Raw genomic sequence first — 22,224 nt, forward strand, 5'->3', positions numbered from 1 at the left:
ACTGCAGGAATGACACCGCTGTCGTTCGGGTAGGGGGTGCTTCCCCGTCCCCCTGACGGGTGGCCTAGGGTCCTGCGCCGTGAGCCCGGTCGTCTCCCGCCAGCTGGTCGAGGTCGTGGACACGCGCAGCGCGACCCGCACCCTCCCCCTCGCGCCCGAGCAGGTCCTCGAGCAGGCCCTCGATCGATGGCACGTGGCCGATCGCTACCTGCGGACCACGGTCCTGAGCCCCGAGGACCCCTTCGTCCTCGCCGAGACGTGCTGGCTCGTCCCGGACCACGGGGTGCGCCTCCGGCGACGGTCCCCGCGGTCGGGCGACCCGTCCGCGGTCACGACGGAGATCGGCGCGGTGCGGATCGTCGTCGACGGCCCGCAGTGGCGGTGCACCGACCTGCTGCTCGGCCTCGAGGTGGCCCCCGGCCGTCCCGCCCGCGTCGCGCACGACGCCGACTTCGCCGCCGCCGTCGCCGGCGGGGTCCTCTCCCCCGCCGACGCGGACGAGGCCATGAGCACCGTGCACCGCGTGCTCGGCGAGCTCGGCGACGCCCGGCACGACCTCGACGCCTGGACGACGTCGCTGGGGATCGGGCCCGTCACGACCTGATCAGTCGAGCGCGAGCTCGGCCCGGACCGCCGCGGGATCGGAGGCGACCCGCCCCGGGTCCGCCCGGGCCAGGTCCCGGCTCTGCAGGATCGACCGCGCCCGCTTCGCCTGGCGCCGGTCCTTCGCGTCGAGCACCAGCACGCGCGCCGGACGGGCGGGGTCGGCCGAGCCGTGACGGCCGGGCCCGGTGGCCGGGAAGCCCGCGGCGGCCAGCGCCTCGGCGAGCTCCTTGCCGGGCCGGTCGGCCTCGACGAGCAGGTCCACGACGTCCGGCGCGGGCAGGCCGGGCACCGCGCCGGCGCCGACGTGCTCGACGCGGCGCACGGACTCCCCGCCGGCGACGGCCAGGCGGGCGGCGAGACGCCGGCCCACCAGCTCGCGGTCGTCAGCGGGCGCCACGACCTCGGTCGGCGCGGGGACGGCCCAGCCGTGCTCGACGTTCTGGGCGAAGGGCACCAGGCGCTCGTTCCACAGGCGCTCGACCTGCTCGCGCAGCGCGCCCGCGGCGCCGGCGTTGTCCAGCCAGACGTCCGCGGCCGCGCGGCGCGCCTCGTCGTCGGCCTGGGCGGCCATCCGCGCGCGGGCGTCCTCGACGCTCATCCCCCGGGTGTCGGCGAGGCGCGTGACGCGGACGCCGACCGGCGCGTCGACCACGATGACCAGCGCGAACGCCGCGCCCATCCCGTTCTCGACCAGCAGCGGGACGTCGTGGACGATCACCGCGTCGTCCGGGGCCTCCGCGACGAGCTCCGCGGTCCGCGCGCCGATGCGCGGGTGCAGGATGCCGTTCAGCTGCTGTCGCCTGGCGTCGTCGCCGAAGACGATCCGCCCGAGCGCGGGACGGTCGAGCCCGCCCTCGGCGTCGAGGACGCCCTCGCCGAACGCGGCGACGACCTCCGCCAGGCCCTCGGTGCCGGGCTCGACGACCTCGCGGGCGATCCGGTCGGCGTCGATCACCACCGCGCCCAGGTCGGTCAACGTCTCCGCGACCGTCGACTTCCCCGCCCCGATCCCGCCGGTGAGCCCGAGCCTCAACACCCCGCCAGTCTGCCCACCGGGCGGGCGCGTCACTCGACCCGGGGTCGAGACCGTACGGTGCGTCGCTCGTGCCCCTTGCGTCGCACCGCTATCGTCACGCCTCACCCGCACCAGCCACGACGCCGAGGAGTCGCCGCGTGTTCCGTCGCAGCCCTGCCGGTCGCCACCGCCTCGGCGACCCCGGCCTGGTCTGGTGCCGCACGCTCCCCGCGGTGGCCGCGGCCCTCGCCGAGCCGCACATCGCGCGCCGGGGCTTCGTCGAGCGCTTCCTCGCCGGCTCCCGGCACCTGCGCCCGGCACCCCGCGCCGCCGTCGCCGCCTGAGCCTCCGCCTGCACCTGAGTGGCGAGGGCGTCCCTCGCTGCGCCGGGCCCCGGTTCGCCGCGGCGAGGGCGTCCCTCGCTGCGTGCCACGCAGCCGGGGCGTCCCCCGCTGCGCCCGACCCCGCACGCCCCGGCGCCACCTCCGAGTGATCAACGGGGACTTCGCGCGCATAGAAGCGGCGAACAGCACGTTCGCTGCCACCCTCGACAGCCCCGGGAACGACGACGGGCCCCCACCCCGCGAGGGGTGAGGGCCCGTGCCGAGCTCGGTGCGGGACGGATCAGCCGCCGGAGAGCTTCTCGCGGAGCGCCGCGAGCTGGGCGTCGCTGGCCAGCGCGCCGCCGCCGCTCTGGGACGGCGGGCCCTGACCCGGGTCCGCGGCCTCCTCCTCGGAGTCGGACGACGGGCCGCCCGAGGAGTAGTTGGCCGGCGCCGCCTCGGCGGCCTCCGCCTCCTGCTCCTGGGTGCGCTGCAACTGCGCGATGTGCTGCTCGTAGCGGGCGTAGGCCGCCTGGTACTGGCGCTCCCACTCCTCGCGCTGCTGCTCGTACCCCTCGCGCCACTCGCCGGTGTCCGGGTCGAAGCCCTCGGGGTAGATGTAGTTGCCGGCGTCGTCGTACTCGGCCGCCATGCCGTAGAGCGCCGGGTCGAACTCGGTCTCCGGCGTCATGCCCTCGTTGGCCTGCTTGAGCGAGAGCGAGATGCGGCGACGGTCGAGGTCGATGTCGATGACCTTGACCATGACGTCGTTGCCGACCTGGACGACCTGCTCGGGCACCTCGACGTGCCGCTCGGCCAGCTCCGAGATGTGGACCAGGCCCTCGATGCCCTCGTCCACACGGACGAACGCACCGAACGGCACCAGCTTCGTGACCTTGCCGGGCACGATCTGGCCGATCTGGTGGGTGCGGGCGAACTGGCGCCAGGGGTCCTCCTGGGTCGCCTTGAGCGACAGGGAGACCCGCTCGCGGTCCAGGTCGACGTCGAGGACCTCGACCTTGACCTCCTGGCCCACCTCGACGACCTCGGACGGGTGGTCGATGTGCTTCCAGGACAGCTCGGAGACGTGCACCAGACCGTCGACACCGCCGAGGTCGACGAACGCACCGAAGTTGACGATCGACGAGACCTGGCCGGAACGGATCTGGCCCTTGGCGAGCTGGTTGAGGAACTCGCTGCGGACCGCCGACTGCGTCTGCTCGAGCCAGGCGCGGCGGGACAGGACCACGTTGTTGCGGTTCTTGTCCAGCTCGATGATCTTGGCCTCGATCTCCTTGCCCACGTAGGGCTGGAGGTCGCGGACGCGGCGCATCTCGACCAGCGAGGCCGGGAGGAAGCCGCGCAGGCCGATGTCGAGGATGAGGCCGCCCTTGACGACCTCGATGACGGTGCCCTTGACGGGCTCGTCGTTGTCCTTGAGCTGCTCGATCGTGCCCCAGGCGCGCTCGTACTGCGCGCGCTTCTTGGACAGGATCAGCCGGCCCTCCTTGTCCTCCTTCTGGAGGACGAGGGCTTCGACCTCGTCGCCGACGGCGACGACCTCGTTGGGATCGACATCGTGCTTGATGGACAGCTCGCGCGAGGGGATGACGCCCTCGGTCTTGTAGCCGATGTCGAGGAGGACCTCGTCCCGGTCGACCTTCACGATGGTGCCTTCGACGATGTCGCCATCGTTGAAGTACTTGATCGTCTGGTCGATGGCGGCGAGGAAGTCCTCTTCCGACCCGATGTCGTTCACAGCCACCTGGGGGCTGCTCGTCGTCGGGGCGGTGTGGGTGTCGATGGACATACGGTGGACGGCTCCGGGAACATGGTCAGATCGAGCGTGCAGGGACACCACGCTGTGAGCCGTCGTCCTGACGCGTGCACCGGCGAGCCCGCGAGCAGGACCGGAGACGAGGTGTCCGCCCACCCGCTGCCGAGGAGCACGCGGACAGGGCGAGACCACTGACGTGGACCTTCATCGTAACCGCGCCGGACACGGCCCGGCAATCGGGGCGCCCCGCCGCGGTGCCCGGCGTGTCGCACCGGCGGCCGGCGGCGTGTCGCCTCCCGCCCTGGGGGCCGGTACCCCCGCGTCCGGGCGTGTCAGGATGCTCCTCGTGCCGACGCCTCCGTCCCCCGCGGACCCGGAGGACGAGGCGGTGTCGGGCAGTTCCGCCGAGGCCCTGCTCGGGACGTCCGGGATCGCGCGCCGCGCCGTCGGGCCGGCCGAGTCCAGCGCGGCGAGCCGCGCCTGGTGGGACGCGGACGCCGACGACTACCAGGCCGAGCACGGCGGCTTCCTCGGCGACGACGACTTCGTCTGGTGCCCCGAGCGCCTGCGCGAGCAGGACGCCCGCCTGCTCGGCCCGCGCGGGGCCTTGCGCGGGGCCCGCGTGCTCGAGGTCGGGTGCGGCGCGGCCTCCTGCTCCCGGTTCCTCGCCGGCGAGGGAGCCCGCGTCGTCGGCCTGGACCTGTCGGCCGGCATGCTGCGCCACGCCCGCGCCGCGGACGCCCGCACCGGCACCGCGGTCCCGCTCGTGCAGGGCGACGCCGGAGCGCTCCCCCTCGCGGACGACACCGTCGACGCCGCGTTCTCCGCCTTCGGGGCGATCCCCTTCGTCGCCGACCCCGCCGCGGTGATGCGCGAGGTGGCCCGCGTGCTGCGGCCCGGGGCGCCGTGGGTGTTCGCGGTCAACCACCCGATGCGCTGGGCGTTCCCCGACGACCCCGGGCCCGACGGGCTGACGGTGTCCCAGTCGTACTTCGACCGCACCCCCTACGCCGAGGTCGACGACGACGGCCGCGTCGTCTACGTCGAGCACCACCGCACGCTGGGCGACCGCGTCGCCGACATCGTCGCCTCCGGGCTGGTGCTCGAGCGGCTCGTCGAGCCGGAATGGCCGAAGGGGCTCGACGCGGTGTGGGGCCAGTGGTCGCCGCTGCGCGGCGCGCTCTTCCCCGGTACCGCGATCTTCTGCTGCCGGCGACCGGGGGCGGGAGGCATCGGGGGGAGCACGCCGAGCGGTCCGCGGGGCTTGACCCGGGAGGGCCCGCCGTGATCGGCCGCTCCCGCACGACGCCGTCGGGCCGGGCCCCCGAGGTGGTGCTCACCGAGCTCCTCGGCGACCAGCAGCGCCGCTTCCACGAGGTCGACCCCGGCCTACCACCGGCCGTCCTGCCGCCGCCGGGCGAGGTGCTGGTCGTCGGCGACGACACCGCCGGCGAGGTCGCGGGCGTGCTCACCCAGCACACGTGGCCCGCGGGCAGCGCCCCGCTGCTGTGGTCGGCGGCCGAGGTGACCGAGCTGCACCCGGTGCTGGGCGCCGCCGGGCGGGGCGGGGTGGACCGCCTGCTCACCGAGTGGCGCGCGCGCCTGCCCGCGCGGGTGCGGCACGTCGCGGACTCGGCGGCGGTGGTCACCTGGCCGAGCCGCGACGTCGCCGCCGCCCGCGCCTTCCTCGACCACGGGCTCGTCCCGCTGGCGGTGCTCGCGGTGCGTCGACCCGGACCGCCCGCCGGGGCGGTCGTCACGCCGGGCGGCCCCCCGGTGCGGATCCGCCGCGCCCGCGACGACGATCTCGAGGCGTGCGTCGCGCTGGCCATGCACGAGATCGCCTACTCGAGCATGGTCGGCGGCAGCGTCCTGCGTCCCGACGCGGAGGCCGTCAAGCGGACCGCGCTGCGGCAGCGGTTCGCCCGCGACGAACCGGTGTGGCTGGCCGAGCAGGACGGCGAGGCGGTGGGCCTGCTCGAGTGCGGCCTCACCGACGTCAGCCCCGGCTCGTGGCTCGCCGGCCTGCTGCCGGTCGGCCGGTGGGGCTACGTCAACTGCGCGTCGGTGCTGCCCGACCGGCGCGGAGCCGGCGTCGGGCACGCGCTGGTCACGGCCGCCCTGCCCGGCCTGCAGCCTCCCGGCGGGCGCGGCACGTACCTCTACTACAACCCGCCGAACCCGATCTCCTCCGTGTTCTGGCCACGCCACGGGTACCGGCCCCTCTGGACGCTGTGGGAGGTCCGCCCGGCAGCGGCGCTGCGCTGAGCGCGCGCGGAGACGCAGCGCGAACCCGTCTACCCCGGATGACCGACACGCGTTCGCGCGACATCGCCGGGAAACTGAGAGCGTTGCACCATTCTACCCACCGACTTCGCCATTGTGGCGGACTCTCGAATAGGCACATGCGGACAAATCTGGTTTGTTCTTCAACGACATCTGAGGGCCACCGAATGCGTAACGCTCGCCCCTCCCCCGAGCGATTCCTCCGCGTGTTCCACGCGGTACGGTCCCCCCACCCTCCGCCTCCATAGCTCGCTGACATCGATCGTGAGAAGGTGCCGTTTGTCCGAGCCGGCCGGGTCCTTGGCAACGCTGGACCCACTCCTGGATCGTCTTTCCCGGTTCCTCCCCCGCGGGAACATGCTCAGCGACGAAGAGTGGACTCGCCGCCATCGGCTGCTGCTCTGGGTGCTCGGACTGCACGTCCCGTTGCTGGCCCTCGTCGGGCTGGTGGCGGGGTTCCCCCTCGCGGCGATCCTCCTGGTGGACCTCGGCGTCGGCGGGGTCGTCCTCGCGGCTTCGATGATCCACCACCGCCGCACCGCTTCACTCCTGGTCACCTTCGGCCTGACCGGGTGCTCGGTGGCCCTGGTGGTCCTCTCCCAGGGCTCGATCGAGGCCCACTTCCACTTCTTCATCATCGTGGGCTTCCTGGCCCTGTACCAGGACTGGTTCCCGTTCCTGTGGAACATCGCCTTCACCGTGCTGAGTCACGGGATCGGCTCGGCCGTAGCCCCCAATCTGATCTTCAATCACCTCTCGGGACAGGGCGACCCGTGGCTGTGGTCGGTCATCCACGGTGTGAGCGTGCTCGCCGCCTGCGCCGGGGTGCTCGTCTTCTGGCGATTCACCGAAGACCTGCAGGAACAGAAGACCGAGGTGGACCGCCAGCTCGCGCGCGCCGAGATCAGCAAGAAGGAGTTCACCTCCGATCTGCTGCTCAACCTCGCGCGGCGCAACCAGAGCATGTTCCACCGCCAGCTCGACATCATCAACGACCTGGAGGAGAAGGAACGCGACCCTGACGTGCTGGCCGAGCTGTTCCGGCTCGACCACCTGGCCACCCGGGTGCGGCGCAATGCCGAGAGCCTGCTGGTGCTCTCCGGTGAGCAGCCACCGCGCACCTGGTCGGCGCCGGTCGCCCTGCGAGACGTGGTGCGTGCCGCCATCGCCGAGACCGAGGACCTGGAGCGGATCACGTTCGCCGTCGACGAGGGCCTCGCGATCGTCGGCAGCTCGGTCGCCGACCTCACCCACCTCCTCGCGGAGCTCCTCGAGAACGCGGTGCGGTACTCCCCGCCGTCGAGCGCGGTGTCGGTGCAGAACCGGCCCTACCACCCCGCCCCCGGCGCCCACCTGCTGATCATCGAGGACACCGGCGTGGGCATGCCGGCGGACGCCCTGGCGCGGGCCAACCGCCTGCTGACCGAGCCGCAGGACGTCGACGTCGCGGCCTCCCGGCAGCTGGGGTTCCACGTCGTCTCGCGCCTGGCCGAGCGACACGGCATCACCGTCTCCCTGACACCCACCCCGGGCTGCGGCCTGACGGCGGTGATCGTCCTGCCCGCCGAGCTCTTCCCGGCCAGGATCGAGGCGTCCCGCCCGAGCGTGCCCTCGGTCCTCGCCAGGCCCGCCTCGGAGGGGGTCGGGCCGCCCAACCGCGCGACCAATGCCGCGTCTGCCACCCCGGGCGAGTCCCCGCACGAGCCGGCCCGGATCGACGGCCGGCACGCGTGGCCGGGCGACACGCCCCCGCCGACGCCGCAGGTGGAGCCCGCGCCACGAGTCGGTGCCCACGAGCTCGACCCGTCCGGTGACACGGACGGGGAGCGGACACTCGAACCCACCCGGGCGGGGCAACACGGCGGGCTCATCCGCCCGATCGTCGTCCCGCCACCCCGCGAGTTCGACGGCGACAGCACCACCGTCGACGGGCCCGCCCCCGCGCCGCGCATCTCCCCGGAGGGGCCCGGTCCCCACCTGAACGGGAACGGCGACAGCAACAACGGCGAGAACGGGAGGGGGCGGGCGGAACCCCGGCGGACCCTGACCCGCCGCGTGCCGCAGACCCACCTCGCTCCGGAGCTGGCCAAGCCCGTCGACCCCCGGCCGGTTCCCGCAGCGCCCGCGCCGTCGGCCGCGCCGCTCCCGGAGCACCCGCTGCTCGGTTCGTCGCGGCCTGCTGAGGAGCCCGGTGGCCCACCGCTCGATCCGCACGCGACGATCGAGAGCCCGCTGAACGCCCTGTCCCGCTACCAGGCCAGTCGGCGCATGGCGCACCTGGAGATCGGCGATGTCGATCCCGCTCCGGCCGGGGAGCCGGCCGAGAAGGGAGTGTCGTCATGAACGACGCCCAGGAACCCCACGGTCAGCTGGACTGGCTGCTCGCCGACTTCGCCCGGTCCACCCCTGGGGTGGTGCATGCGCTGGTGGTCTCCTCCGACGGGCTGCGTCTCGCCGCGACCCCCGAAGTCGGACCGGTGCTCGCCGACCAGCTCTCGGCAGCGGCCTCCGGCCTGGTCAGCCTGGCCCGCGGCGCAGCGACGCTGCTGAACGGTCTGCCGGTGAGCCAGACCATCCTCGAGATGGCCGGAGGCTACCTGTTCCTCACCACCATCAGTCACGGTTCGTTGCTGGCGGTCTACACCGAGCGCAACGCCGACATGGGCCTGGTGGGCTACGAGATGACCATGCTCGCGTCCCGGGTGGGCCATGCGCTGACACCCGCCGCCCGATCCGGCAGCGCCCGGTGACGTCGGGGACGAGGCGTGGCGGAGACGGATCGTGAGCGTGGACGAACGCAGTACGCCGAGAGGCGCGAACGGGGGCCGCGTCGTCCCCAACTACGCCGTCACCCGAGGACGAACCCGTTCGGACGGTCGGGACCTGCCCGTCGAGGCGCTGGTCACCGCCACCGAGCACGGGCTGGCCCAGCTCGGGGCCCTACCGCCGGAGTACCGCACGATCGTCGAGGCGTGCACGTCCCCGCAGTCGCTGGTCGAGCTCGGCAACCTCCTCGGCGTGCCGGTCGGGGTCGCGCGAGTGCTGGTCAGCGACCTGGCCAACGCCGAACACCTCGCCGTCCACCTACCCCTCGTCGGTGCGGACGGACGTCCCCGACGCGAACTCCTGGAGAGATTGCTCGATGGACTACGCGCCCGCTGAGCACCGGCCGGCCCCGGCCCAGCCGGCGGCGGAGCTGCTGCCACTGAAGATCCTGATCGCCGGCGGGTTCGGCGTGGGGAAGACGACGCTCGTCCACGCGCTGTCCGAGATCCCGCCGCTGTCGACCGAGCAGAACATGACGAGCCTGTCGGTCGGGATCGACGACGCCGAGGCCGTGCCGGACAAACAGACCACCACGGTGGCCATGGACTTCGGCCGGATCACCGTCGACCAGGACATGATCCTCTACCTGTTCGGCACCCCTGGGCAGTCGCGGTTCTGGTTCATGTGGGACGAACTGGCCCGAGGGGCGGTGGGTGCCGTGGTGCTGGTCGATCTGCGCCGCGTCGACGACTCCTTCGCGGCCATCGACTACTTCGAGAACCGCGGCGTGCCTTTCGTGGTGGGCGTGAACGGGTTCCCGCACGCCGACGAGTTCGACGACGAGACGGTGCGCGACGCGCTCGTGCTCAAACCGGGCTGCCCGCTCGTCCGTCTCGACGCCCGCGAACCGGGCTCCTCGCTGCGAGCCCTGATCGTGCTCGCCGAGCACGCACTCCAGCACAGCCGATGACCCTCGCCGCGACGGAACGCCATCCCGAAGGCGACGTCGAGTTGGCGATCGAGGGGATGACGTGCGCCGCCTGTGCGGCGCGGATCGAGCGCCGCCTCGAACGCCTCGACGGTGTGCGGGCGCGGGTCGACCTGGCCGCGGAGCGTGCGCGGGTGGCCCTGACGACGCCCGTGGCGGTCGAGGAACTCGTCGCGACCGTCGAGCGCCTCGGCTTCGGAGCGCGACCGGTCACCGACGACCGCCCGCCGGCGCCCGCTGACGGGCGCGTCGAGCGATCCCTGCGCCGCCGGGTCGCCGTGGCGTTGCTGCTCGGTCTGCCCGTCGCGCACGTGTCCATGGGCCTCGCGGTCGATCCGGCACTCCGCTTCGCGGGTTCGCCCCTGGTGCTGCTCACGCTGGCCGCCCCCGTGGTCACCTGGTGCGCTTGGCCGTTCCATCGCGCCGCAGTGGTCAACCTCCGGCACGGGACCGCGTCGATGGACACGCTCGTGTCGCTCGGCATCATCGCGTCCGTCGCGGGGTCGATCGTGTCCGGACCGCTCTACCTGGACGTCGCCCTCGTCGTCACCCTCTTCCTGCTCGTCGGGCGGTTGTTCGAGGCCGGCGCTCGCCGGCGGGCCGGGGAGGCGGTGCGGGCGCTCGCGGCGTTGCGTCCGCGCGACGCGGTGCTGCGCCGGAACGGCGAGGAGGTCCGCGTACCGGTCTCGTGGCTGCGCGCCGGAGACGAGATCGTGGCGCGCCCCGGCGAGGCCCTCGCCGCCGACGGTGAGGTCGTCGAGGGCGAGTGCGCCCTCGACACCAGCGTGTTGACCGGCGAAGCCGCTCCTCGCGAGGCCGGCCGTGGCGACTCCGTGGAGGCCGGCGCGATCGTCGTGGGCGGTCGCCTGGTCGTCCGTGTGACGCGGGCGGCGACCGACAGCGGGCTGGCGCGGATGGTCCAGCTGGTCGAGCGCACCCGGACCGAGCGCGCCAACGCCCAGCGCCTGGCCGACCGCATCTGCGCGATCTTCGTGCCGGCGGTGCTCGCGCTGGCCGCGGCCACCTTCGCGGGCTGGACGATCGTCGGCGGACCCGCCTTCGCCGCGTCACTGAGCGTGCTGGTCATCGCGTGCCCCTGCGCTCTGGGGCTGGCCACCCCGATGGCACTCATGGCGGCGACCGACCGCGGTGCCAGGGAAGGGATCTTCCTGACCGGGCACCGCGCGCTCGAGGCGGCGCACGCGGTCGACGTGGTGGTCCTGGACAAGACCGGCACGGTCACCACGGGGCGGATGAGCGTCGTCGACGTGGCCGCGGCGCCCGGGGTCGACATCCGCGACGTGGTGCGCTGGGCGGCGGCGGTGGAGAACGCCTCGGAGCACCCCCTGGCCGCTGCCCTGGTGGCACTGGCTCGGGAGTCGGTCGGGACCCCACCGCCGGTCACGGGGTTCACGAGCCTGTCCGGGCTCGGAGCCCGCGGCACCGTGGAGGGTGCCACGGTGACCGTCGGCTCGGCGCGGCTGCTCGACGCCGAAGGTCTGGACCCCGACGTCGTGGATGTCGCGGGCTGGGAGCGCGCCGGGCGGACGACGGTCCTGGTCGGTCGAAACGGCGTCGTCGTCGGGGCGTTCGCGCTGGTCGACGAGGTGAAGCCCGAGGCCGCCGCTGCGGTCGCCACCTTGCGGGACCTGGACGTGCGGACCGTTCTGCTCACCGGCGACCACAAGGCCGCCGCACGCCGCGCCGCGGAGGAGATCGGTGTCGACGACGTGGTCGCCGGGGTGGACCCCGACGAGAAGGCCGCCGCGATCGACCGGCTGCGGGCGGCGGGGGCATCGGTGGCGATGGTCGGCGACGGCGTCAACGATTCGCCCGCGCTGGCGCGAGCCGACCTGGGCCTGGCGATGGGCTCGGGCACGGACGTCGCGCTGGGTACCGCTGACATGATCCTCGTCCGGGACCGCCTCGACGTCGTTCCCGCCGCTCTCGCCCTCGCCCGCGCCACCCGTCGGACGATCCGGCGCAACCTGGCCTGGGCGTTCGCCTACAACACCGCCGCCCTGCCCGTCGCCGCGCTGGGTCTGCTCAATCCTGTCGTCGCGGGCGCCACGATGGCGCTGTCCTCGGCCGTGGTCGTCGCGAGCAGCCTGCGGCTCCGGCGCCCCTGAGCTAGTTCCAGATGGTGACGTACACCGGCGGACGGAACCGCGACGGGACGACCCCGCCGTGCGGGGAGCGCATCAGGGCCATCGCCTCCGGCGTGGTCAGGAAGCGGTGGAGCGCCGTGGCGCCGTCCGAGCGCAGCTCGGGGCGCAGCATCGTCGCGTGCCACGGACTGGGCATGGGAGTCGCCGTGGTGGGGACGACGCGCAGGTCCCCGCGGCGCACCTGCGGGTTGACCAGGTGCGCCGTGGCGATCGCGACACCCGCGCCGGCGACGGCGGCCTCCCAGGCGGTGGCGTGCGAGGCGAACACCCGCACCCGCTCCTCCGGGACCGCGAGGCGGCGCAGCAGGCGGCTGGTCTCGCTGTCCGGCTCGCCCGCGGTCGGGTCGACCAGCCACGGCCAGGCGGACGGCCGCCCGGCGAGGCGCCGATCGGGGGCGGCGACCGCGACGAGCTGCGTGCGCAGGATCGGCTCGCTGACGAGGCGGAGGGCCGGGTCGGTGTGCAGCGCGGGGCCCAGCGCGAGGTCGGCGAGCCGATTGCCGACCAGCACCTCGAGCTCGGCCGTGGACGCGACGCTCGTCGTCAGCTCGAAGGCGCGCCCGGTGCGCGCGTCGAAGGCAGCGGCCAGAGGCCCCGCGACGAACTCGGCCATCACCGAGGTGGTGACGACGCGCAACTCCTGGGGACGCCCGTGAGCCGCGCGTACGGTGGCCTCCGCCTCGGCGCCCAGGGCCACCATCTGCGACGCGAGACCCAGCAGGCGGCTGCCGGCAGGGGTGAGCTCCATCCGCCGGGCCTGGCGGACCAGCAACGGGTCGCCGAGGTGCTGGCGCAGGACCGAGAGCGCCTGGGAGACGGCCGAGTCGCTCACCCCGAGGGCCTCCGCGGCGGCACGCACCGTCCCGAGCCGGGCGACCATGACGAAGGCGCTCAGCTGGGTCAGCGTCATACCCGCAGTCTGCGAAGGTCCCGGCGCACGCACCAGCGCCCGAGTTGAGCAATCACTTCATCCCGGGTTTCCGAGCGTGCCCGAGCCCATCAGGGTGATCCCGCTCCCCGATCACCGCCAGCGTCACCATCACCGGCCCACCACCCGGGAGGACGGATGCAGGTCCCGGCCCAGTTCGCCTACGAGAAGGCCACCAGCGTCGACGATGCGATCGAGCTGCTCGCGCGTCACGGACCGGAGTCGCTGATCGTCGCGGGCGGCCACAGCCTCATCCCGATGATGAAGCTACGGCTCGCCGAACCCTCAACGCTGATCGACATCAACGGGCTCACCGATCTCGACTACATCAGGGTGGAGGGCGACCAGGTCCGCCTCGGCGCCATGACCCGCCACGCGACGGTGCTCGAGTCGGCGGTCGTCCGCGAGCACTTCCCGATCCTCCCCGACGCCGAGCGCACGATCGCCGACCCGCTCGTGCGCAACCGGGGCACCGTCGGGGGGTCGCTGTGCCAGGCCGATCCCTCCGAGGATCTCTCCGCGGCGTTCTCGGCGCTGCGGGCCGACGTGGTCATCCGCGGCGCCGAGGGCCAGCGGGTCGTGCCGGTGCGGGAGTTCCACCACGGTCCGTACGAGACCGCCGTCGCCCACGGCGAGCTCCTGATCGAGGTCCGGGTCCCGATCCGGACGCGCACCGGCAGCGCCTACCAGAAGGTCGAGCGCCGCGCCGGGGACTGGGCCGTCGCGTCGGCCGGCTCCGTCGTGTCCCTCGACGGGGACACGGTGGCCGAGGCCGGCATCGGGCTCACCGCCGTCGGCGCGTCGCATTTCGTCGCCGCAGAGGCAGAGGACGCCCTGCGTGGCCGCCCGGCGACGGACGAGGCCTTCACCGAGGCGGGACGGATCGCCGCCGAACATTGCGCACCGAGCGCCGACCAGCGCGGCCCGGTCGACTACAAGCGCGCCCTGGTCGCCGAGCTCGTCGCACGCACCTTGCAGCGGGCGACCGCGCGAGCCCGAGGAGAGGCCTGACATGGAGATCACCGTCCGCGTCAACGGCGAGCAGGTCGTCCGCGACGTCGAGCCGCGCCTGCTGCTCACCCACTTCCTGCGCGACGAGCTGCGCCTCACCGGCACGCACTGGGGCTGCGACACCACGAACTGCGGTGCCTGCGTGGTGCGCCTCGACGGCTCGCCCGTGAAGTCCTGCACCGTGCTCGCGGTGATGGCCGACGGCGCCTCGGTCGACACCGTCGAGGGCCTCGCGCACGGGGCCGAGCTCGACCCGGTGCAGGAGGGCTTCGTGACCTGCCACGGCCTCCAGTGCGGGTTCTGCACACCCGGGATGCTCATGACCAGCCGCGCTCTGCTCGACCGCGATCCCGATCCCTCTCCCCAGGCCATCCGCGAGGCGATCTCCGGCCAGGTCTGCCGCTGCACCGGATACGAGAACATCGTGCGCGCGGTGCGCTGGGCGGCCGAGAAGGAGACTGCCGAGGAGACTGCGGAGAAGGAAGCCAGCAAGGAGGAGGTCACGCCGTGACCAGCATCGACGACTCCCGCATCGCCGGCGTCCAGGATCCCTCGGTCCAGATCCACGCCGCCCCCGAGACCCCTCAGGGCTACGGGTCGATGAAGCGCAAGGAGGACGCGCGCTTCGTGCGCGGGCGCGGCCACTACGTGGACGACATCGTGCTGCCCGGCATGCTCCACGGCGCGGTCCTGCGCAGCCCGCTGGCCCACGCCCGCATCGTCTCGATCGACACGAGCGCCGCCGAGGCGCACCCGAAGGTCCATGCCGTGATCACCGGGGAGACGCTCGCGGGCCTGGGTCTGGCCTGGATGCCGACGCTGTCCTACGACACACAGGCCGTCCTCGCCACCGACAAGGTGCGCTTCCAGGGCCAGGAGGTCGCCTTCGTGGTGGCCGACGACAAGTACTCGGCGCGCGACGCGCTCGCCCTGATCGACGTCGAGTACGAGCCGCTGACCCCGGTGATCGACGCGAAGACGGCCCTCGACCGGGGTTCGCCGGTGGTGCGCGACGACAAGGAGGGCAAGACCGACAACCACATCTTCGACTGGGAGTCCGGCGACTCCGCGGCCACCGACAAGGTGTTCGCCGAGGCCGAGGCGGCCGAGGACCAGGTCGTCGTCACCGCCGACGTCCTCTACCCGCGCGTGCACCCGGCGCCACTGGAGACCTGCGGTGCGCTCGCGGACATGGACCCGGTCACCGGCAAGCTCACGCTGTGGACCACCACGCAGGCCCCGCACGCCCACCGCACCCTGTACGCGATGGTCGCGGGCCTGCCGGAGCACAAGATCCGCGTGGTGTCCCCGGACATCGGCGGGGGTTTCGGCAACAAGGTCGGCATCTACCCGGGCTACGTCTGCGCGATCGTCGCCTCGATCGTCACGGGTAAGCCGGTGAAGTGGATGGAGGACCGCTCGGAGAACCTCATGAGCACCTCCTTCGCCCGCGACTACCACATGCGCGGGGAGGTCGCGGTGACGAAGGACGGCAGGATCCGCGCCGTGCGCGTCGACGTGCTCGCCGACCACGGCGCGTTCAACGCCACCGCGCAGCCGACGAAGTTCCCGGCCGGCTTCTTCGGGGTGTTCACGGGCTCCTACGACCTCGAGGCCGCGCACTGCGCCGTCACCGGTGTCTACACGAACAAGGCCTCCGGCGGCGTCGCCTATGCCTGCTCGTTCCGCATCACCGAGGCCGTGTACCTCATCGAGCGCCTGGTCGACATCGTCGCCCACGACCTGGAGATGGACCCGGCCGAGCTGCGGATGAAGAACCTCCTGCACGCCGACCAGTTCCCGTACCAGAGCGCCACCGGCTGGGTGTACGACTCCGGCGACTATCCCCACACCCTCCAGGTCGCGCTCGACAAGGCCGGTTACCAGGAGCTGCGGGCCGAGCAGGCGGAGCGGCGACGCCGCCACGAGGCGGGCGAGCGCGTCGACCTCCTGGGCATCGGGCTGAGCTTCTTCACCGAGGCCGTCGGCGCCGGGCCGCGCCGCGAGATGGACATCCTCGGGTTGGGGATGGCCGACGGCGCCGACCTGCGCGTGCACCCGACCGGCAAGGCGGTGCTGGGGATCTCGGCGCAGACCCAGGGCCAGGGCCACGAGACGACGTTCGCGCAGATCGTCGCCGCCGAGCTGGGGATGTCGCCCGACGACATCGAGGTGGTGCACGGCGACACCGACCTGACCCCGTTCGGCCTGGGTACCTACGGTTCGCGCTCGACGCCGGTCTCGGGGGCGGCCACCGCGATGGTCGCCCGCAAGGTCCGCGAGCGGGCCCGGATCGTCGCCGCGGCGATGCTGGAGGTCTCGGCCGACGACCTGGAGTGGAACGACGGTCGCTGGCAGGTGGCGGGTGACCCGGAGGCGTCGAAGACGATCGCCGAGATCGCCCTGGCGGCCCATTCGAGCCTCGAGCTGCCCGAGGGCGTCGAAGGGCACCTGGACGCCTCCTGCGTCTACAACCCGCCGAACCTCACCTACCCCTGCGGGGCGTACGTCGCCGTCGTCGACGTCGACCCCCGCACCGGGACGGTGAACGTCCGGCGCTTCATCGCCGTCGACGACTGCGGTGTCCGGATCAACCCGATGATCGTCGAGGGGCAGGTCCACGGCGGGCTCGCCGACGGCGTCGGCATGGCCCTCATGCAGGGCATCGCCTTCGACCTCGACGGCAACTGCCTCGGCGGCTCGATGATGGACTACCTGCTGCCGACCTCGCTGGAGTGCCCGTCCTGGGAGCTCGGCGAGACGGTCACGCCCTCGCCGCACCACCCGATCGGCGCCAAGGGCATCGGGGAGTCGGCCACCGTCGGCTCGCCGCCCGCCATCGTCAACGCCGTGGTCGACGCGCTCGGGCCGTACGGCGTCCGCCACGCCGACATGCCGCTCACGCCGGCGGCCGTCTGGTCGGCGGCGCAGGGCCGTCCGCTGCGCACGGACCTGGCGATCACCTGACGTGTCCACCGCCGCATCGACCGCCGGGGTCCTGGCGCGCGCCGGCGCGCTGCAGCACGAGGGGACCCCGTTCGTCCTCGCCACCGTCGTCCGGGCGGAGAGTCCCACCAGCGCGCGTGCCGGCGACCGCGCGCTGGTGCTCCCCGACGGCACCATCGAGGGGTTCGTCGGAGGGAGCTGCGCCGAGTCCACGGTCCGCGTCGAAGGATTGCGGCTGCTGCGCGACCGGGCTTCCTCCCTGCTGCGGATCGTGCCGACCGCGGCCTCCGCGCACGACGACCGGGAAGGCCTGATCACCGTCGTCAACCCGTGCCTGTCCGGGGGCACGCTCGAGATCTTCCTCGAGGCGATGGTGCCGCCGACGGTGGTGCACGTGCACGGGGACGCCCCGATCGCCCGGGCGCTCGTGCGCATCGGTGAGGCGATGGACTACGACGTCCGTGCCGGGGGCCCGCCCTCGGCGTCGGCTGCGGCAGTCGTGGTCGCCTCGCACGGCCGCGACGAGGTCGAGGTGCTCACGGATGCGCTGCGGGCGGGCGTGCCCTACGTGGCGCTGGTGGCGAGCCGCGTCCGCGGGGCGGCGGTCCTCGCCGCCCTCGATGTCCCCGCAGCCGACCGCGTCCGGGTGCGCACTCCCGCCGGCCTGGACCTCGGGGCGACGAGTCCGGCCGAGATCGCCCTGTCGATCTACGCGGAGATGATCGGGGCGCGCGAGCGGATCCAGGCCCCGCCCGCCGGGGTTCCCGAGGCGGCCGGGCCGGGACCGGGACTCGACCCGGTGTGTGGCATGGCCGTGACGGGCACGGCCGCGGACCCCAGCGCGGTCGTCGACGGCGTGACGTGGTGGTTCTGCGGGCCGGGCTGCCGCCAGGCCTTCGTCGACGACCCCGCCCGCTTCGTCCCGGTGGCCGGCGCGTGATCCCGAAGGATGTGGATTCGCTCCGCGCCGGGCTCGCCGAGACGGGCTACCTGGCCGACGAGGGGCTCGCGACGGCGCTGTTCCTCGCCGTTGCGCTGCACCAGCCGCTGCTGCTCGAGGGCGAGCCGGGCGTGGGCAAGACCCGCGCCGCGATCGCCCTGGCCGAGGTGCTGGACACCGTGATGATCCGCCTGCAGTGCTACGAGGGGCTCACGGCGGCCGAGGCGCTGTACGAGTGGAACCATCCGAGACAGCTCCTCGCGATCCGTCTGGCCGAGAGCCGCGGGGAGACGCTCACCGACGAGGACCTCTTCAGCGACGCCTACCTGCTCGCCCGCCCGCTGCTCGCGGCCGTGACCCACGCGGGGCCCCGCCCGGCGGTCCTGCTGATCGACGAGGTCGACCGGGCCGACGACGAGTTCGAGGCCCACCTGCTCGAGCTCCTGGCCGAAGGTTCGGTGACCATCCCCGAGATCGGGACGCGCCGCGCGGTGCACCGGCCCGTCGTGGTGCTCACCTCGAACCGGACTCGCGATCTGCACGACGCGCTCAAACGGCGTTGCCTGCACCACACCATCCCCCACCCCGGCACGGCGGCGGTCGAGGCGATCGTGCGGGCCCGGGTCCCGGAGGTCGGCGACACCCTGGCCGACCAGGTCGCCCGTGCCCTCATGCGGCTGCGCGAGCCGCCGCTGCTCAAGCCGCCCGGGGTCGCGGAGGCCATCGACTGGGCACAAGCGCTGCACGCCCTGGGCGTCGAGGACCTCGACGCGGACGTGGCGCGGCGCACCTTGGGCGCGGTGCTCAAGTACGACGAGGATCGCGATCTGGTCCTCGAAGCCGGGTTGGAGGCCGTGGTCGGTGGCCGCTGACCTCGCCACGCTGGCGGCGCGATTCACCCGCGCGCTACGGGACGCGGGGATGTCGGTCGACGCGGAGCAGGCTACGCGGTTCGCGGCCGGTGTCCTCGCCGCAGCGCCGGGACGGATCACCGAGCTGTACTGGGTCGCCCGCGTGACCCTGGTGATCGAACAGTCGACGTTGCCCGTGTTCGACGCCGTGTTCTCGTCGGTGTTCCGGGGCACCCTGGATTCCACCGACCCCGCCGACCAGCGCGGAGATCAGCACGCTCCGCCCCCGGTCACCGGCCGGTCGTCCGTCCGCCCGGGGCCGGCCGGCGCCACCCCGCAGGTTCGCGCCGACCGTGCGGGGGACGGCTCCGACCACGACGGAGAGCGTCGGGCGATCCCCACCGCCGCCAGCGCGGCCGAGCGGCTCGGGGGGCGGGACTTCGCTGAACTCACCCCCGCCGAGTTGCTGTCGCTCTCCGAGGCCATGCGCCTGCTCCGACTCGTCACCCCGCCGCGCCCCGCGCGCCGCTATCGCCCCGCGGCCGCCGGACCGTCGGTCGATCTCCGCGCCACCCTGCGCCGCGCCCGCCGCACCGCCGGCCAGCCGGTCGTCCTCGCGCGCCGTACCCGACGCACCCGCAGGCGGCGCCTGGTCGTGCTCTGCGACATCTCGGGGTCGATGGAGCCCTACGCGCGCGCGTTGCTCCAGCTGCTCTGGTGCGCGCGCGTCTCGGCGCGTGCGGAAGTGTTCACGTTCGCCACACGGCTCACCCGTCTCACACCGGCGCTGAGCCGTGGACGCCCCGAGGTCGCGCTCGCCCGAGCGGCCGCGCTCGCCCCGGACTGGTCCAGCGGAAGCCGGATCGGCGAATCGCTCGCCGAGTTCTCCCGCCGCTGGGGCCGCCGAGGCATGGCTCGCGGCGCGGTGCTCCTCGTCGTGTCCGACGGCTGGGACACGGGCGATCCCGAGGTGCTCGGCCGCGAGATGGCGCGGCTGCGCCGGGTCGCCCACCGCATCGTGTGGGCCAACCCGCGCACCGCCCGCGCCGGCTTCGAGCCCCGCGCTCGCGGCGTCGCCGCCGCCTGGCCGCACTGTGACGCCGTGATCAGCGCCCACCGTCTCGACGCCCTCGACGAGCTCGTCGCCGCCTTGGGCTCCGACGCCGTTTCGCGGCCAGCGGAGCGACGCCGCCCACGCTGAGCGTCCGATCGACGCTCGAACGGGGAGATCACGGACGAGGCCGGAGGTCACTCGGGTCGTCGAGGTCCGCGGGCACGTCCTCCGGCCGCCGCCCACCCCACGCACTGGTGGCCAGCGCGCGGTAGACCGCCTCGAGGCCCTCGGCCAGCGCCGACGTCAGGCCCGCGTCCGCCTGGGTGGCCGCGATCTCGGTCATCTCGTCGACGAACCGCCAGGCCTTCGTGGCGGCGCTCGCCGCGGACGCCACGCCGGTGTCCGGGAAGTCGATGCGCAGGTCGGCGAGAACTGCGTCGAGCACCCCGTGCGCGGCCGCGGTGAGGAACGCCTGCGCGAGCAGCGCCTGGTGTCCCTTGCGCACCGACGCCGTGCACATCTTCGCGGCACTCGCCGCCCCGACCGGTCCGTCGAGGACCAGCCACCGCACGCCCGGCGCGTCCAGCCGAGCCACCTCGTCGGCGCGGGGTCCGGACAGGAAGACCCGCGTGGCCACGTCGGCGTCGGGCCCCGGTGGCGGGCCGGAGATCGCGCCGTCGACCAGGTCGCCGGGCAGCGCCGCGGCGATCGCGGTGACCGTCGTCGGGGCGACCGCGTCCATCTCGACGACCAGGGGCCGGGCCCCGGTGCGCGTGCACGCCGCCGCGAGCTCGTCGCCGGCGGCGCGGGCCGCGCCGGGCGGGACGACGAGCAGGAGGACCTCGGCCGCGGTCACGAGGTCGTCGAGGCGACCGGCGTCCTCCAGCACGCCGTGCGCGCGGACGGCGGTGGCCGGCGAGCGCCCGTCCAGGCTGGTGAGCACCCGGTGACCGCCCGCGGCGAGGCAGGACGCGAGGGCCACACCCATCGCGCCCGGGGCGACGACGCCGACGGTGATCATCGCCGGGTCAGCCGGCAGCGCGCTCGGCCTCGGGGACGCGCCCGACCGCCGGGACGAAGCGCATGACCTCGTCGTCCACACGGCTGCGGCGCAGGGCGACCGCGTCGATCGCGTAGTTCATCGCCAGCCGCCACGGCGCCCGCGTGCCCTGCTTGGGCAGCTCGTCGATCGAGCGCTGCACGTAGCCCGCGCCGAAGTCGAGGAACGGGGCCTCCTCGACCGCCGGGTCGCGCTCGGGCACCGCGACGCCGAGCCCGTTGCCCCGCAGGTGGCGCAGGAGCTTCACCACGTACTCGGCGACCAGGTCCACCTTGAGCGTCCACGAGGCGTTCGTGTAGCCGATCATGTAGACGAGGTTCGGCACGCCGGAGAGCATCATGCCCTTGTAGGCCATGGTGTCGGGCAGATGCACGGGCTCGCCGTCGACGACGACCTCCGCGCCGCCGAACATCTGCAGCGTCAGCCCGGTGGCCGTGACGACGATGTCGGCGTCGAGCTCCTGGCCGGAACGCAGCCGGATGCCGGTCTCGGTGAACGTCTCGATGTGGTCGGTGACGATGTCGGCACGCCCGGAGCGGACGGCGCGGAAGAGGTCCCCGTCTCCGACCATGCACATGCGCTGGTCCCAGGGGTCGTAGCTCGGGTTGAAGTGGGTGTCGACGTCGTAGCCGGCGGGCAGCGCCGACTGCGTCGCCCTGCGCAGCAGCCCGCGCACGAACCGCGGGAAGCGGCGGCTGACCTGGTACAGCGCGATGATCTGGGCGATGTTCTTGGCGCGCGTCAGTGGGTCGGCGACCGCGCGCGGCAGCCAGCGCCCGAGCGCCTCGGCCACGGGGTCGGTGCGCCCGATCGAGAGCACGTAGCTCGGCGAGCGCTGCAGCATCGTGACGTGCGCGGCGGCGCCGCCCTCCGAGTCCTCCGTCATGGCCGGCACCAGCGTCACGGCCGTCGCGCCGCTGCCGATGACGACGACGCGCTTCCCGGCGTAGTCGAGCTCGGGATCCCACAGCTGCGGGTGCACGACGGTGCCGGCGAAGCGCCCGATGCCCGGCAGGTCCGGGGTGTAGCCCCGGTCGTAGCGGTAGTAGCCCGAGCACATGAGCAGGAACGAGCAGGTCAAGGGGGCGCGCCCCGGGACCTCGAGGGTCCAGCGCTGGGCGTCGGAGTCCCACGACGCCCGCGTGACGCGGTGGCCGTACCGGATCTTCTGGTCGACCCCGTACTCCTGCGCGGTCTCGCGCACGTAGGACAGGATCGACGGTCCGTCGGCCAGCGCCGTCGCGCTACTCCACGGCCGGAACCGGTAGCCGAGGGTGTGCATGTCGGAGTCCGAGCGGATGCCCGGGTAGCGGAAGAGGCTCCACGTGCCGCCGAGGTCCTCGCGGGCCTCGAGCACCGCGTAGCGGTGGTCGGGCAGCTCCCGCTCGAGGTGACAGGCCGTGCCGATCCCGGACAGGCCCGCGCCGACGATGACCACGTCGAGGTGCTCGGTACTCACGCGTACCACGCTAACGCCTGGTACCGCCGCGTACCAGTCGGGTGTG

General features: G+C 73.6%; 20 protein-coding genes. 15 read left to right on the plus strand and 5 right to left on the minus strand.

All coding sequences use genetic code 11. The features are described from left to right. Positions 1-79 precede the first annotated feature (79 nt). Complete coding sequence (locus C8D89_RS08335; RefSeq protein ID WP_116707628.1) at positions 80-604, plus strand: DUF402 domain-containing protein; 525 nt, start codon at positions 80-82, stop codon at positions 602-604. Here C8D89_RS08335 and coaE read toward each other — a convergent pair whose 3' ends face one another. Then, the gene (gene coaE / locus C8D89_RS08340; protein WP_165825598.1) at positions 605-1,642 is read right to left on the minus strand and encodes a dephospho-CoA kinase; all 1,038 of its coding nucleotides are present in this window, start codon (positions 1,640-1,642) and stop codon (positions 605-607) included. Between the two features lie 137 nt (positions 1,643-1,779). Here coaE and C8D89_RS29100 point away from each other — a divergent pair, with 137 nt between their 5' ends. After that, the gene (locus C8D89_RS29100) at positions 1,780-1,965 is read left to right on the plus strand and encodes a hypothetical protein (RefSeq protein ID WP_165825599.1); all 186 of its coding nucleotides are present in this window, start codon (positions 1,780-1,782) and stop codon (positions 1,963-1,965) included. A gap of 280 nt (positions 1,966-2,245) precedes the next feature. Here C8D89_RS29100 and rpsA read toward each other — a convergent pair whose 3' ends face one another. Continuing rightward, a complete protein-coding gene (gene rpsA / locus C8D89_RS08345; protein WP_116707630.1) occupies positions 2,246-3,754 on the minus strand; it encodes a 30S ribosomal protein S1 in 1,509 nt (502 codons plus the stop codon). A gap of 304 nt (positions 3,755-4,058) precedes the next feature. Here rpsA and C8D89_RS08350 point away from each other — a divergent pair, with 304 nt between their 5' ends. From C8D89_RS08350 to C8D89_RS08380, 7 genes are all read left to right on the plus strand, one after another. Further along, positions 4,059-5,009, plus strand: coding sequence for a class I SAM-dependent methyltransferase (locus C8D89_RS08350; protein WP_116707631.1), 951 nt, complete (start codon positions 4,059-4,061; stop codon positions 5,007-5,009). Then, complete coding sequence (locus tag C8D89_RS08355; protein WP_207787144.1) at positions 5,006-5,989, plus strand: GNAT family N-acetyltransferase; 984 nt, start codon at positions 5,006-5,008, stop codon at positions 5,987-5,989. The genes C8D89_RS08350 and C8D89_RS08355 overlap by 4 nt, the downstream gene beginning before the upstream one ends. Before the next feature lie 375 nt (positions 5,990-6,364). Continuing rightward, a complete protein-coding gene (locus tag C8D89_RS08360; RefSeq protein WP_116707632.1) occupies positions 6,365-8,350 on the plus strand; it encodes a sensor histidine kinase in 1,986 nt (661 codons plus the stop codon). After that, the gene (locus C8D89_RS08365; RefSeq protein ID WP_116707633.1) at positions 8,347-8,757 is read left to right on the plus strand and encodes a roadblock/LC7 domain-containing protein; all 411 of its coding nucleotides are present in this window, start codon (positions 8,347-8,349) and stop codon (positions 8,755-8,757) included. Before C8D89_RS08360 ends, C8D89_RS08365 begins: the two co-directional genes overlap by 4 nt. 31 nt (positions 8,758-8,788) lie before the next feature. Continuing rightward, positions 8,789-9,169 carry a DUF742 domain-containing protein gene (locus C8D89_RS08370; RefSeq protein ID WP_165825600.1) on the plus strand — a complete coding sequence of 127 codons (381 nt, stop codon included), beginning with the start codon at positions 8,789-8,791 and terminating at the stop codon, positions 9,167-9,169. After that, on the plus strand, positions 9,150-9,743 hold the full coding sequence (locus tag C8D89_RS08375; RefSeq protein ID WP_116707635.1) for a GTP-binding protein: 594 nt from the start codon (positions 9,150-9,152) through the stop codon (positions 9,741-9,743). The genes C8D89_RS08370 and C8D89_RS08375 overlap by 20 nt, the downstream gene beginning before the upstream one ends. Further along, the gene (locus C8D89_RS08380) at positions 9,740-11,890 is read left to right on the plus strand and encodes a heavy metal translocating P-type ATPase (RefSeq protein ID WP_116707636.1); all 2,151 of its coding nucleotides are present in this window, start codon (positions 9,740-9,742) and stop codon (positions 11,888-11,890) included. The genes C8D89_RS08375 and C8D89_RS08380 overlap by 4 nt, the downstream gene beginning before the upstream one ends. Before the next feature lies 1 nt (position 11,891). Here C8D89_RS08380 and C8D89_RS08385 read toward each other — a convergent pair whose 3' ends face one another. Continuing rightward, a complete protein-coding gene (locus C8D89_RS08385) occupies positions 11,892-12,839 on the minus strand; it encodes a LysR family transcriptional regulator (protein WP_116707637.1) in 948 nt (315 codons plus the stop codon). 156 nt (positions 12,840-12,995) lie between these two features. Between C8D89_RS08385 and C8D89_RS08390 the strand changes: the two genes are divergently transcribed. The 6 genes from C8D89_RS08390 (at position 12,996) to C8D89_RS08415 (ending at position 19,806) form a co-directional block, all read left to right on the plus strand. Continuing rightward, complete coding sequence (locus C8D89_RS08390) at positions 12,996-13,868, plus strand: FAD binding domain-containing protein (protein ID WP_116707638.1); 873 nt, start codon at positions 12,996-12,998, stop codon at positions 13,866-13,868. A 1-nt stretch (position 13,869) separates the two neighbouring features. Next, entirely contained in the window at positions 13,870-14,379 is a 510-nt protein-coding gene (locus C8D89_RS08395; RefSeq protein ID WP_116707639.1) for a (2Fe-2S)-binding protein, read from the plus strand. An 89-nt stretch (positions 14,380-14,468) separates the two neighbouring features. Continuing rightward, entirely contained in the window at positions 14,469-16,835 is a 2,367-nt protein-coding gene (locus C8D89_RS08400) for an aerobic carbon-monoxide dehydrogenase large subunit (RefSeq protein ID WP_116707813.1), read from the plus strand. Between the two features lies 1 nt (position 16,836). Further along, complete coding sequence (locus tag C8D89_RS08405) at positions 16,837-17,754, plus strand: XdhC family protein (protein ID WP_207787122.1); 918 nt, start codon at positions 16,837-16,839, stop codon at positions 17,752-17,754. Beyond that, positions 17,751-18,626, plus strand: coding sequence for an AAA family ATPase (locus C8D89_RS08410; RefSeq protein WP_116707640.1), 876 nt, complete (start codon positions 17,751-17,753; stop codon positions 18,624-18,626). The genes C8D89_RS08405 and C8D89_RS08410 overlap by 4 nt, the downstream gene beginning before the upstream one ends. Then, the gene (locus C8D89_RS08415; protein WP_243417948.1) at positions 18,616-19,806 is read left to right on the plus strand and encodes a vWA domain-containing protein; all 1,191 of its coding nucleotides are present in this window, start codon (positions 18,616-18,618) and stop codon (positions 19,804-19,806) included. Before C8D89_RS08410 ends, C8D89_RS08415 begins: the two co-directional genes overlap by 11 nt. A 28-nt stretch (positions 19,807-19,834) precedes the next feature. Here C8D89_RS08415 and C8D89_RS08420 read toward each other — a convergent pair whose 3' ends face one another. Both C8D89_RS08420 and C8D89_RS08425 read right to left on the minus strand, forming a co-directional pair. Next, positions 19,835-20,680: an NAD(P)-dependent oxidoreductase gene (locus C8D89_RS08420; RefSeq protein WP_116707641.1), complete on the minus strand. Its 846-nt coding sequence runs from the start codon at positions 20,678-20,680 to the stop codon at positions 19,835-19,837. Between the two features lie 7 nt (positions 20,681-20,687). After that, positions 20,688-22,178: a flavin-containing monooxygenase gene (locus tag C8D89_RS08425; RefSeq protein WP_116707642.1), complete on the minus strand. Its 1,491-nt coding sequence runs from the start codon at positions 22,176-22,178 to the stop codon at positions 20,688-20,690. Positions 22,179-22,224: the final 46 nt, after the last annotated feature.

It is taken from the genome of Actinomycetospora cinnamomea, from assembly GCF_003096675.1.
Taxonomy (GTDB): Bacteria; Actinomycetota; Actinomycetes; order Mycobacteriales; family Pseudonocardiaceae; genus Actinomycetospora; species Actinomycetospora cinnamomea.